The organism is Ahniella affigens, from assembly GCF_003015185.1.
Taxonomy (GTDB): Bacteria; Pseudomonadota; Gammaproteobacteria; order Xanthomonadales; family Ahniellaceae; genus Ahniella; species Ahniella affigens.
This window is the reverse complement of record NZ_CP027860.1, coordinates 3,376,591-3,389,111: the sequence shown is the minus strand read 5'-3', so window position 1 is coordinate 3,389,111 and position 12,521 is coordinate 3,376,591. Positions and strand designations below refer to the sequence as shown.

The window sequence follows — 12,521 nt, the reverse complement described above, 5'->3', positions numbered from 1 at the left end:
GACCCAAGCATGCCTGAAAATCTGTCACGGTACCGTGTGTCATGAGCCGCACTGTGTTCTGGATCACCTTTGTTTTGGTGACCCTGATCCGGGTGATGCTGGCTGCGGTGCTGCCGTTGTTCGGTGATGAGGCGTTTTATTGGCAGGAAAGCCAACGGCTCGCTGCGGGCTACAGCGACTTGCCGGCTGGAATGGCCTGGCTGCTGGCTCCGCCAATGGCGATTTTTGGGCATCACTTGCTGGCGCTTAGACTGCCGAGCGTGGTGGCCGGATTGGTCACGGTGCTGCTGCTTCGCGCATTCGTGCGGCAGCACCACGACGAGGCGGCGGCAAATGTGGCGGGTGTGCTGGCGCTGCTGGTGCCGATCGGGCAGGCGGTCGGTGTGCTGGCGATTCCCGATGCTGCGCTGACCTTGGCACTGATTGCGGCCAGCCTCGCGCTGATACGCGCCATTTCCGATCGGCGTTGGCGCTATTGGCTGGTGTTCGCGCTGATGATGGCCCTGGCATGGCTACTGCATTGGCGCGCAGCGATGATCTATTTTGGCGGCCTGCTGCTGATCTCAGCTCATGGCCCCGCGCGTCGGCTGTGGCAGGACCCAAGGCATTGGCTTGCGCAGCTTCTGGGGCTGCTCGGGCTCGTTCCGACGATCGTGTTCAATGCGGCTTTGGATTGGCCGTCAGTGCGCTTCCAAGCCGTGGACCGGCACGAATGGGGCTTCCATTTGGGCGGGCTGCAGATGCCCCTGGAGCAAGCACTGGTGGTATCGCCAATTCTGTTTCTCGCGGTGTGTTGGGCGATCTGGCAGCAGCGTCGGACCGTGGCGCCCGCCGTGCGAGGAGCGATCTGGATCGGACTCGGATTGCTGTTGGCGTATTTCGCCATTGGGTGCTTTGCAGATCAAGAGCGAACCCGCGTGCACTGGCCTTGGCCTGCGTGGTTGTTGCTGTTGCCAGCACTGGCGTTGCAGGTCAGCCGGTCGCGGTGGCGCTGGTGGCTGATGGGCGCGACCGCCGTGTCGGCGGTTCCGGTGTGGTTGGGTCTTTGGGCGATGCATGCCGCGCCAGACTACACCCAGCAGTTCGGCAAACGCTTTGGTGCCAATTTTCTCGGCTATGCGGGGCTGGCTGGGCGCGTGCGCCCGTTGTTGGACGCGCAGCCCGGAACCGTTCTCATCGCCGACAACTTCCTGCTGGGCGCGCAACTCGACTGGTATCTGCAACAGCGTCCATACGTGCTCGATGCCCCACGCAATCAAGAGCACGGGCGCCAAGTACAGCTTGGTATCTGGAATCTGGACGAGTCCGGCCTACGCGCGGCCAGCTGGCAGTCGGCGATTCTTGTAGTGGACGACAGTGCGCTGTTTGCCGCAGATCGATTTCCGTTTTACCAATCGCTCTGTGCGCGCGTCGGTGGGCTGCAATGGCTGGGCGAGCACATCGAGGCCGATACGCAACGTCAGTTCACGATCTGGCGCGTACAGCGTGGCCCGGCGTCCGCGACAGCCTGCGCGCAACCCATTCTGAGCCAGGTGTTTCCGGTCGAAGTCCGGCCAGATCTGGTCATCGTCGGCGGCTACGCGGTGCAGCATCACGGCCGCGTGGCAGCGGTCGAGCTTCGTCTCGGCGACCGAGTCATTGCGACCGATCATTTGGATCCAGCCGGGCCAGTCATCGAGCCACCGTGGCCAGAATTGCAGGATGGCAATGGTGAGCACTCCGGGTTTCGCTTTGAACTCGCTGCGCACGCGTTGCCGAGCGGCGCAAATGCCTATCAGCTCATCGCGCGAAGTGATGATGGTCAGCAGCGCTGGCTCGGGGAGGTGGTGCTGACCGGCGCGATGGTGCAGGGGCGTTGACTGAGAATCGGCCTTGGTGTCGTTCCATCAGAAACTGTCATCGGTGCTGAAGCCGCCGGAATCGCCGCCAAACGAGCTGTCGGTCGAGAAGCCGCCGGAGCTGTCGTTGCCGCCGCCAAAGTCCGGAATCCCGCCAAAGCCGCCCTGGTTGTCGCGTGGCACGCGGAAGCGGTGATTGCGATGCACTTGGTCCCACGCGTCGTTCAGCACGATCGCGCCACGAAGGAGTTCGCCAATCACCGCGCCAACGACAATACCGTTACCGAACTCCGAATCGCGCGAGTCGTAAGAACTCGTGCGGAAACGCCGGCGCAACTCTTCGGCATCACTGAGCTGCTGCAGCACCACCGTCTGCCGGGCTCGCAACGTGGCGATGTCTTGCTCGGTTTTGCTCACCGCGGCGCGCGCGTTCGCGAGGCCGGCAACCAGTGCGTCGTCCTTGGGAGTTGTCGTGGCCCGGGCATCCTGACGCAGCGTCTGCAAATCCTCGCGTCCCATTTGCGCGGTGAGTGTTTGCAATGCCTCGACGGTGAATGAATCCGTTCCAGCTGCGAACGCAGCGCGTTGGCCGAGCAGGCTCTGATAGGCCTGTTCGGCATCGCTTAATTCCTGCTCGGCGTGCTTGAGGGCCGTTTCGGCACTCGCAACCGCCTCCTGATATGCGGCGAAACCGGCCTCGGCTAGTGCCTGGTCTTCGAGCGCTTTGAGCTCGACTTGCAGCGACGCCGCGCGTTGCTTCAAACCCGCGACATGGGCTGCCATCTGCTCGGCCAATGCCAGCAACATGCGGTAGTTCCGATGCGCCCCATCGTATTTGCAGAGTCGGGCGACCCAGCCGTCGAGCGTGCGGATCAACGGCGCGGCGTCGTATTCTGGAAAACCGTAGCGGCGCTGCCACAGGTAGACGAACAGCTTGTCGGCTTCGTAGGGCTGTCGCTTTTGCTCTCGGTCGGCGACAACCACCTGGCTCTTTTGCTCGGCGGCCTGAGCCTGATGTTGCAACGCTTGCAAGTCGACGCTCAACGATTGCCAACGCGGCAGCTTTTTGGCGCGCTCGGCAGTCTCGACATAGCATGCCTGCTGTGCTGCCAAGGCTTCATCACGCTGACGCGCACGTTCGACACGGGTGGTCTTCAGCGCAGTTTGCTGCTGCTCCGACTCGGCAATTCGTGGCTCCAGTGCCACGAAATGTTCGTGCCGCTTTTCCAGAAGGGTGAGCACGCGCTGGTCGGCCGCATCGAGTGCGGTGCCAGCGTCGCCACTTTTCAACAGATCGAGGCGCAGACGCGCCAACTGCTCGGTATCGCTTGATTCGCGCGCCCGTGCTTGCTGCTGCTGTTGCAGCAACTGGTCGAGCTGGGTCGCGAGTTGCGAAGCCTCGGCGCGCGCACCGTCGATGCGCTGATCCATGTCACGAAGTGCTTCAGTGCCATTGCTCATCGTGTGTCCCTACCATTTCGTAATCGTGCCGCCAACGACCTTCACCTGATACGTTGGTTCCAGGTCGCCGCGTGCCTTCGTGCCGACGATCGGCTGATCGATCAGACCGTTGTCCTGCTTGTCTTCGCGCACGCGGTGGTATTCGGATTCGTCAACCCGGACAGCGAAAATTCGAACGTCATTGACCTGCTGCGTCTCTTCGTTGATCACCGGGATGCTGAGCACCTGGCCGTCGGCATCGACTGCTTCCACGACCAAGTAATAGCTTCGGCCTTCCTGCTGCGAATTCTCTCGGCGCCGAATGCCGGATTGGACGCCAGGGCGGTTGACGATGCGAAGCTCATAGCTGAGATCGACTTGCTGCGCCGCTTGTCGAAACTTCTGCACGCTTGCTTGTGCGCGCTCGACATCGCCCGCGCGCAAGGCCGCTTCGATGCTCTGGCGCGAGGCGTCCAACTGCTGGCTCGCATCGGCGCCGAGACTGACGCCCGCGAGCAGCGCACCTGCAGTCTGATACTGTTGATCGAGACCCAGCAACCGCTCGCCACGAACGAGGGCATAGCGCACCTCATCAATCCGTTTCTTGAACGAGGCGAGGCGAGTTTGTTCGGCTTCGAGCTGGCGTGCGGCGGCATCGCGATCGGCCTGAAACGCGTCAGCGTCGATGGCCGCGAGACTCGCGATCTGCGTTGAATCGGCCCGCAACGCTTGAATCGCCGCGCTGCTGTCGAGCTTGATCTGCGTAATGGCCGCGCCGGCAATCGGGGCGCGCTCAGGGTTCAGTGCCGAGGCCTGCTCTGCGAACGACTCAATAACGGCCTGGTGCTGGCTCAGACCGTCTTCGACTTCAGCGACAGCCTGGTTGAAGTTTCGTGTCGCGAACGACTCGGCAATTTGCCCAGGCAGCGCAGCGACCAGCCACAGCGCGCCCAGCACGGTGCCAGTGATCAACCCTCGCTTGAACCAACGCCACCGGTCGACATAGAACTCGGCCAGGCGGACCGAAAACGTACGTGGCGGCGGCTGGTAGCTGAAGCGGTCCTGCTTCAGGGCTTCCACGCCCTGGCGAATGATGTCCTCACTAACCGCAATACCCTGCGCCGCGTAGATCTCCCGAATTCGCGCCACAAAGGCCGCATCGCGCGCATCGTCATTGAGCTCGCGATGGATCAATTCCTGCTCATGACGCAGTGTATCGACCACATCCATGGCCAACATCAAATCGTCGAGCTTGGCGTCGCTTGTATTGGGTTGATGCGGGGACGGTAGATTTTGACTCGTACTCATGAGCGCATCACTGGCTGGTAGATTCGACTGGCTCCAGCCCAACTCGCAGTGGTCTGGCACATATGGAAGGTAGGGATGGAGTAAGACGGAATCAATTGCGCGGTTCAGCGACGTTTGCGCTGGGCTGACGCAATCGATCGCGACTGGACCGGCATTATTCCAGGCATCGGTGTCTGAGTGCAGCAAGCAATGCATGGCAGTGCGTGAATGATCGTCGGCCTGACCTGCAGCCTGTTAGTATCTGCGACATGGCAACTTCTGGCGAACCGAACGCTGAACTCGCACGCTCGCTCCAGCATCTGAAATGGATGGTACTGGCCCTGATCGGGGTTCAGGTCATCGCGTTTTCCGCCTGGATGTGGGTTCATCGCAGTGATTTTGGTGCTGGGGCGGTTCCGCTTGCGCCCGCACCGGATGCGCCCAACGCGGTCTTGGAATCACTGAATCGAGAGCCAATGCCGCCGCTTGGTAGTCTTCCCGATGAAGTCCGCTGGATGAGTCAGACGGCTCGCATTGGATTCGGGGAGTACCTCGCGAATACAGGCGGCGTGCCGCCTGCGGATAATGCAGCGCTTGGATTGGCACCGCCAGAGTCTTACGCGGGTCGGCATGTGAAGTCGGTCACTGTGCAGGGAGACGGCAAAATTGTCTTGGCGTTCCAACCGCGGAGCGGGCGCTCAGACTTCTACCTGACCTGGACTTCTGACTACCGTCGAGACACCGGAATGTCGCTTTGGCGGTGTGAGACCAACCTGCTGGAAATCAGGCAGTTCTTGACGGAATGCGAGGTGGTAGAAGCGAAGCCAGCGGCGCATTAGTGCCAGTGTGGCGAGACTTGCCAAGAAAATAGTCATTGTCACTGCAGCTTTGCTGAACATCGGCGCCCGTGCGGCTATGTGCTTGTCTGTGTTGCCGCGATCTAACACTCATCGGCGGATATTCAGGACGCCCCGGTTGGCGCGTGGTTGAATTAGTTGGTGCAGGATTTCGCGACCTTCCTTGCTCACCGCATCGCCCGCATACCGCCTTGCCCATCCGGGACCCAGATCCAGCCATCATCTGAGCTCGCCTCAAACAATCCGAGTTGGTGTTTGCCCGCAAGCCTTTTGGCTAGATCCAGCGCAGCTTGTTGTTGCTTGAACGAGAACGCCGCCAGAATCATGACACCGCCAAAGCTGTACTCGGCCTCGAAATCGCTCCGGCGTTTCTTGCCGAGCACTGGGAATTGCGCACTGAGCTCAGCGAAACAGGCGCGCAGGGCAGGAGCCGATACCGACTCGGACTGGTAGTCGTGGTCTTCTTCCCACTCAGTCTGCTCGTCGAACCAGTCGAAGAAAGCGGCTTCGCGTTGGGGCGCGGCCTTGGGTAAAAACAGCATCAGGTCATAGCTCATGTCCGGATTCTAGCGGCGCTGACACCGCTTGCCGCGGACAAATCCCGGAAGGCAGTCTTCAGCCGCGCACTTCAGCCACGAACGACGCCCCTCGTGGAGCGTCGTTCGAAGGTCTGTCAGAACTCGATCCGCACGCCCAGATTCAGGTTGTCCTGGTTGAATCCATCGCGGCCGATGCTGCGCTCGTATTGGATGAAGCCGGACTTGCCGCCGCTCAGCACCATCGACAGGCCGACGCCCAGGCGCAGGAAATCCTGATCATACGGATCGCTGCTCAACATGATCGGCGTGTTCGTCGGGTCATTCAGGAAGCGGGCTTCAAGCACCGATGGGTCGTCCTTGAACTCGGACTCCCATTCGAGCTGAGCGGTGGGAATCAGGATGCCCCAGCTGGCGCTGTGCGTGTAGCTGACACGGCCACCGAGCACGCCGACCAGCGAGTCGATGTCACGTGTCTCCAACACCATGCCCAGACCGCTGCCGGCGCCGGAATCGAGTTGCTCGGCGGTTTGATCGAAGCCGAACTTGGAATACGTGACGCGGGCATAGGGGCCGAAGCTCCAGGCTTGATGCTGGAAGTCGCGGCCCAGCGTGGCCGAGACTGATTTCATGTCGCCATCGCTGCTCGCACGCGCTTGCTGATCGACGACGATCGTGCCACCACCGACGCGCGGCAATGTGTACTGGATCTGGCGATCCAGATCGAACTGGTTGCGGCCCCAGGTCAGCACGCTGTCCAGGTACCAGTTGTTGCCGTAGTAGTAGCTCGCGTAGGCCGAGAGGCTGTAGCCGCTCGTATCCAGGGTGCCATTTTGGTCGTTGAGGTCCGCATCCTGACGCGTATAGCCAACGGCGCCACCAAGCACCAATTTGTCGGACATTCGATAGTCCACGCCCACCGTCAGCCCATTGATATCAAGATCGTAGGCAGGGCGTTGTGGGTTCGCATCAGCCTCGGCCCGACCCAACTGGCCCGATGCGAAGAAGCCCCAGCGGGAGAACTCAGCGCCGATTTCAGGTGCGCTGTCACCATCGGCCTGCAGCAGGTAGCCGACGAGATCGCCGAAGCCGAGCACGCCGCCTGGCCCAGCGACGCTCAGCCCGGCCAATGGATTACTCGCACGATTGCTGCGCAGGTTGCCAAGGCGGGCCTTCAGATTGTCTTGCTGCGCTTGCGCCGCAAGCAGCGAGGCCGACGACTGCACCAATGCCACATCAGGGAACAACGACTCCAGCGCAGCGCTGGCGGCGTCGGGTTGCAGACCGGCCGCATCGACGATTTCACGGCAGCGCTGGAACAGATCATTCTGCGCAGCGGTGCGGCTGCTGCCCAAAGCAGCCAAGGCAGGGCAGGCTTGATCGATGGCATCAGCGATTGCCGATTGGCGCGGATTGAGGCCATCCAGCTCAGCGACGGCGCCCGTCAGGCTAAACGTGACTGGGCCGGCATTCGGATTGCTAGTCTTGGCGGTCACGGAACTCGCACCGGGCAAGTCCACCTTCGCGCGAATGCTGCATTGGCCGTTGCTGCCAGTCACGCAACTCGTCGCTCCCAGCAGGGCGTTATTGCCGGTCCATTGCACAGCGACGCCGTCCACCGCCTGACCATTGTCATCGAGCAACCGCACGACCAAAGGATCAGAATCCGTGTTGGTTGGCAGCGTTTGCGGATTGCCCGAGACAATGCTCAGGTTCGCACTCGTCAGGACGCCGGTTGCGAGGAACTCCACCTGCAGGTTGCCAGGTAGCGCCGCTCGAACGTTGTTCTGACCGCGGTTGCTGCCGAGCCGCAACGTGGCCGTCGCCTCGCCGTTCGCGTCGGTCACGTTGGTTTGTTGCGTCAGGCTCCCGCCACCATTGAGCACCGTCCAGGTGACCGGTACGCCGGCTCGGCCCTTCGGCGTGGCAGCGTTTCCAGGCGGCACATCAGAGAAGCGGATCCGGAACGGAATCGGCAGCACCGAGCCGACCGGCCCCGACTGACCTTGTCCGGCCACAATGCTGAGGCTCGCCGAATTGGCTTGGGCCGAGAACACTGCATGCACCAAGCCATCAAACGCGCTGGCTTCGATCTGCAGTGGTCCAGTGTTTGCGCCAAAACGGAAGCTGTTGCTGCTGCGGCCGCTTCCGTCCGTGCTGGTGCTCGCTTGGGTCAGGCTCGCATTGCCAACCAACACGCGCCATTGAATCGGCGCACCCGAAATGGGTTGCTGATTCAAGTCCGTGAGACTGATCACCAAGGGTTGGTCGGCCACACTGTTTGGCACGCCCGATTGGCCGTTACCCGAGACGATTCCAAGCGCCGCGCCGACGGTGAGCGCAAAGCTCACGGACGCGCCCGAATCGGTTCGTGTCGCCGTAATCTGCACGGAACCGAGTGCGTTGCCGAACAGCAAATCGACACTGCTTTGGCCGCTGCCATCGGTGAGGCTGTTCGTGCTCGAAACCGTTGCCGGGCCCGTGACGGACCAGGAAATACCGACATTTGCATCGGGGCTGCCGTTGGTTTCGGCGCGTACGACGAGCGGTGCGCCAACCCCGTTCGGGACCCCAATCTGACTATTGCCACTGATCACCAGCAAATCGCGGCTCAGTGCGGTCACCGTAAAGTCAGCCGTCGTCGTGCCGCCTAGTGCACTGGCACGAACCACGGCACTGCCGGGCACGCTGCCGTAATCGAAGGGCAGGGCCGCATCACCATTGGCATCGGTCACGACGGTCGCCGCGCTCAAGATGACGGAGCCACCACCACTCAATACCTGCCAATCCACGTTCGCCCCCGATACGGGGCTCGACCCTGAACTCAGGCGAGCAACCAGTGGCGCCGCACCCGGCGTACCGATCGGGCCAGACTGACCGTCGCCGGATTGGATCGAAAGCAAGGCCGTGCTGCTGATGATGAACGTGGTATTGACACCAGGCTGATCGGCGCGCGCCGCCCGGATCTGGGCGCTGCCGCCATTGACCGCCAGCGTTGGCACCACTTGCGCATTGCCGGCGCCATCGGTCACCGAGGACGGGGCCGACAACGTCGCCGAACCAGACACAACGGTCCAGTTGATCGTGACGCCCGGCGCTGCCGTGGCATTGTTCTCGGCACGCACGATAAGCGGCGCGAGCGTGGCGCCAGGCGAGCCCGTTTGGCCGTTGCCGGAAACATTGACCAAGGTGGGTAGCAAACTGGTCATATTGAAACTGACGCTTGCCAGACCGGGGCCGGAGTCGCTGGCCTGAATGATGCTCGCACCCCCGCTGCCGCCGAAGTTGGCGAATACACTGGTGCGCCCCAGGCCATCAGTGACCGAGCTTCCCGTTTGCGGAAACGCCGGGCCCGACAGCGTGGTCCACGTAATCGTCTTGCCGGGCAGTGGCGCACTCGGGGTCTTGCCGTTTCGAAGTTCCACCACCATTGGCAGCGGGCTGGTCGATGTCGTCAGTCCAGTCTGGTTGTTGCCGGAAATCAGCGTGAGCGTCGGCGCAATCACGTTGACGGTGTAGACCGTTGAGGCGCTCGGCGCGTCGCCGCGAACGGCAGTGTATGTATAGGTTGTGGGCACCGTATTGGGCGACACGACCGCAAAGATTGCCACGCCCGCGCCATCAGTGACCGAGCTGCCGTTGGTCGGCGTGGCGGCGCCCGTGCTCAGGCTCCAGTTGATGGTGACGCCCGCAGCTGGTGTGCCGTTGTCGAGCGCCGTGGCACTCAAGACCAGGGCTTCATTGGGATTCGCCTCCAGTGTGCCGCCGCCGCCCAGCGTCTGGTTGACGACATTGACCGTATAGACGACGGGTGCTGGCGGACAGTTCGGAACCACCGTCAAGCAATTGCCACTCGCCGTGACGGTGTACGTACCCACCGCCCCCGACGTGAACGAGGTTGTGGCATCGCCGTTGCCATCTGGTGTGACGACGCTCGGGACGAGCGACGGGCCGCCAGGCGACACCGAATAGCCCACCGTATTGGGGTTCGGATTGCCGTTCAGCAGGTAGCGTGTGGTGATCGCAAGGGGCTGGCCGACACTGGTCGACAGGGTCGTGGGACTGATCGGCGCCAGGTTGAAGTCGTCGTTGATGGTGAACGGGATATCGACGAAATCGCTCGTGTCATTACGGGTCGCCCGCAAGGTGACCGAACTACCGGCCGTGATGCCGAGGTTCAACGTTGCGCCAGCATCGCCATTGCTGTCGGTCACGTTGGAAGCCGTATTGATCGACGCGTCGCCGGCCTGAATCGACCAGCTGACCGGGATGCCGACCGCGGGGTTACCGCCATCTTGTGCGGTGACTTTGATGACCGGTGTCGTCGTGCTGGCATTGCCGCTGACCGGATTGCCCGGCTTCGGCGTGATGCTCGTCCCCACCAGTACCTGGAAAGCCGTCGGAATCGAATTGCACGCTGGCAGAAAATCGGGGTTGCAGAAATCGCCATTGACCGTGTAGGTGCCCTGCGTTGGCGACGAGAATTGAATATTCGCAATACCGGTGCCGTTGGTGACTACCGGTGGCGTTGGGTTGAACGTGAAACTGCCCGGGCCGGTGGCATTGAAATTGACTGGCACACTGGTTTGGCCGACGCCATTGCGAAGGGCCTGAACCTGCAGGGTGGTCGGAACGCCCGTACCGGTCACGACGGTTCCCGGCGACACGCGCTGCAGGGAGTAGGTGCTGGTGCTGACCCTGAACGTCAGGGTCGTCAAGCCGTTGCAGCCGGCCGTACAGTTTGCCGTCACTTCGACGAGGCCCGGCGTGCCGCCGGTCGACATCGAAAAGTTGATATTGGTGCCGAGGGCGCCCGAGAACGTTGGTTGCGACAGCGTGCCGCCGCCCGTGGTGTTCGAAAGGACTGTAATGTTGCCGCTTGCACCGGTACAGGCGTTGAAGTCGACGATGTCGAAGTTGAAATTTGCGGTCCCATTCGGCGCGATGCTTGTATTCACGGTCGTCGCCGAAAGCTGGCATCCGGTTGATGCTTGCGCCATAGGCACCACCAGCATCCCGAGCACGGTCAGTATGGCTAGCTTGGCCACAATCCGGGCCGACTTTGCGCTCGTGTTCAAAAGCGTCACTACATCACGATAAACGGTCATTACTAGGCTCCTGCGGCCCCAGTTGGCCATATTCCTACACAGAAACGCGATTTCGTCCAGCAAACGACAGATCAGCGGGGATTTTCCCGGGTCAGCCGGTCGACTGATCGCAGTCGGACCTTGGGGGCCGTAGCAAGACAAACGTGAAAACCAGCGTACTCGCACGCTTATCCGGGGAAAATATTCCGACGGCGGCGGTGGCGGCGTTGCAGTCGATCCGCATTCGTGTTGAGTCCCGCGGGTGAGAATCGAGACTGGCATACTCGGCGGATGCTCCCCCTACCAAACCCTTCACGTGATCGCGCGGATTGGCCGGCCCTGACGGGTGTCCGCGCGCTCGCGGCACTCGCGGTGTTGGGCATGCATGTGCATGTACTGGTGACCCCACTGCCGTTGCTCAAGCTCGGCCATTTCGGGGTCGACGTCTTCTTTGTGTTGTCCGGATTCCTGCTGACCCTGCGCTATGGCCGAATCCAGGGCCAGCCGGATGCGGATGCCCGCGTCGAGTGGTGGCCATTCATGCGGCAGCGTCTGGTCCGGATCCTTCCAGCGTTCTACGTGCAAGTCCTGATCCTGGGACTGCTGGCCGGGCTTGGGGCCTATGCCTGGCCCGGCTGGCGGCAATTTCTGGGGCAATTCACGCTTGCATTCTACGTTGGGACTGAGCCACTTCAGGCCTGGGTGGCGCCATGGTGGTCGCTGCCCGTCGAACTCTGCTTCTACGTGCTGTTCCCGCTCACGTTGTGGTGCTTGCGGCGCCGGCCGGTTCCAATGTTGCTAATCGGACTCGGTCTCGTCTATGCCTATCGAAGCGTCATGATGGTGTCGGCGCCGGCGCATCCTTGGCTCGCGTTCTGGCTGCAGCAAGCGCCAGGCCGTTTCGATGAATTCCTTATCGGCATGGCCGCAGCCTGGTGGCTGCGGTCCCGGGCCGCGACGGGACAGGACTCGGGCAAGTGGTGGTTCTGGCTTGGCCTGGCCGCATTTGCGGTCCTCTTGTCGACACCGAACTTGTCGCAGTTGGTCGTGCATCTGGGATTTGGGGTCTGCTTCTACTCGGCATTGGCAGCAAGTATCGCCGTCATGCTCGTGGGTCTTGTTTTGGGGACGGGTTTGATGAACCGACTTTTGGCTCAGCCCTGGTTGGTCTGGCTTGGTCAAATCAGCTTCGGCGTCTACCTCTGGCACTACCCGCTGATCGAGTGGGTGCGCCGGCCCGAAGCGCAAGCCTGGCCGGGCAGCGTGCGTCTGGTCCTGGTGCTGATCGGTTCGTTGGTGCTCGCGGATCTGTCATGGCGGTGCATTGAGCGGCCAGCGTTGAACTGGCTTCGACGTCGACGGACGCTGGGCTGACCGGATTCCCGGCGCGGCCATGCCGAACGCCCTCGAGGCACGCGCGCGTGTTGGTGCGCTTTGCGGGGCAGCCAGCGCGGGTGCTGCGACGACACCCAAGTT

General features: G+C 62.0%; 7 protein-coding genes. 3 read left to right on the top strand and 4 right to left on the bottom strand.

Features of this window, described 5'->3' with window-relative positions; genetic code table 11:
* The first annotated feature begins 41 nt into the window (after positions 1-41).
* Positions 42-1,859 (top strand): ArnT family glycosyltransferase, encoded by a 1,818-nt coding sequence (locus C7S18_RS13085; protein WP_106891994.1) that lies wholly within the window; start codon positions 42-44, stop codon positions 1,857-1,859.
* Positions 1,860-1,886: 27 nt separating this feature from the next.
* On the opposite strand, the gene C7S18_RS13080 is transcribed toward C7S18_RS13085, so the two are convergent.
* Both C7S18_RS13080 and C7S18_RS13075 read right to left on the bottom strand, forming a co-directional pair.
* Positions 1,887-3,299, bottom strand: a complete 1,413-nt coding sequence (locus C7S18_RS13080) for a coiled-coil domain-containing protein (protein WP_106891993.1) — start codon at positions 3,297-3,299, stop codon at positions 1,887-1,889.
* Positions 3,300-3,308: 9 nt separating this feature from the next.
* Positions 3,309-4,586 carry a DUF6384 family protein gene (locus C7S18_RS13075; RefSeq protein ID WP_146151911.1) on the bottom strand — a complete coding sequence of 426 codons (1,278 nt, stop codon included), beginning with the start codon at positions 4,584-4,586 and terminating at the stop codon, positions 3,309-3,311.
* A 248-nt stretch (positions 4,587-4,834) separates the two neighbouring features.
* On the opposite strand from C7S18_RS13075, the gene C7S18_RS13070 reads away from it, so the two are divergent.
* Positions 4,835-5,404, top strand: coding sequence for a pilin (locus tag C7S18_RS13070; protein WP_106891991.1), 570 nt, complete (start codon positions 4,835-4,837; stop codon positions 5,402-5,404).
* 185 nt (positions 5,405-5,589) lie between these two features.
* Here the strand turns inward: C7S18_RS13070 and C7S18_RS13065 are convergent, their stop codons facing one another.
* Both C7S18_RS13065 and C7S18_RS13060 read right to left on the bottom strand, forming a co-directional pair.
* Positions 5,590-5,979 (bottom strand): hypothetical protein, encoded by a 390-nt coding sequence (locus tag C7S18_RS13065; RefSeq protein WP_106891990.1) that lies wholly within the window; start codon positions 5,977-5,979, stop codon positions 5,590-5,592.
* 116 nt (positions 5,980-6,095) lie between these two features.
* Positions 6,096-11,066 carry an Ig-like domain-containing protein gene (locus C7S18_RS13060; protein ID WP_170113258.1) on the bottom strand — a complete coding sequence of 1,657 codons (4,971 nt, stop codon included), beginning with the start codon at positions 11,064-11,066 and terminating at the stop codon, positions 6,096-6,098.
* Positions 11,067-11,336: 270 nt separating this feature from the next.
* Here C7S18_RS13060 and C7S18_RS13055 point away from each other — a divergent pair, with 270 nt between their 5' ends.
* Complete coding sequence (locus C7S18_RS13055) at positions 11,337-12,419, top strand: acyltransferase family protein (protein WP_106891988.1); 1,083 nt, start codon at positions 11,337-11,339, stop codon at positions 12,417-12,419.
* Positions 12,420-12,521: the final 102 nt, after the last annotated feature.

Bases quoted from the DNA above. Each gene is read 5' to 3' on its own strand.
- C7S18_RS13085 (WP_106891994.1), top strand. From the start codon at position 42: ATGAGCCGCACTGTGTTCTGGATCACCTTTGTTTTGGTGACCCTGATC.
- C7S18_RS13075 (WP_146151911.1), bottom strand. From the start codon at position 4,586: ATGAGTACGAGTCAAAATCTACCGTCCCCGCATCAACCCAATACAAGC.
- C7S18_RS13065 (WP_106891990.1), bottom strand. From the start codon at position 5,979: ATGAGCTATGACCTGATGCTGTTTTTACCCAAGGCCGCGCCCCAACGC.
- C7S18_RS13060 (WP_170113258.1), bottom strand. From the start codon at position 11,066: ATGACCGTTTATCGTGATGTAGTGACGCTTTTGAACACGAGCGCAAAG.
- C7S18_RS13070 (WP_106891991.1), top strand. From the start codon at position 4,835: ATGGCAACTTCTGGCGAACCGAACGCTGAACTCGCACGCTCGCTCCAG.
- C7S18_RS13055 (WP_106891988.1), top strand. From the start codon at position 11,337: ATGCTCCCCCTACCAAACCCTTCACGTGATCGCGCGGATTGGCCGGCC.
- C7S18_RS13080 (WP_106891993.1), bottom strand. From the start codon at position 3,299: ATGAGCAATGGCACTGAAGCACTTCGTGACATGGATCAGCGCATCGAC.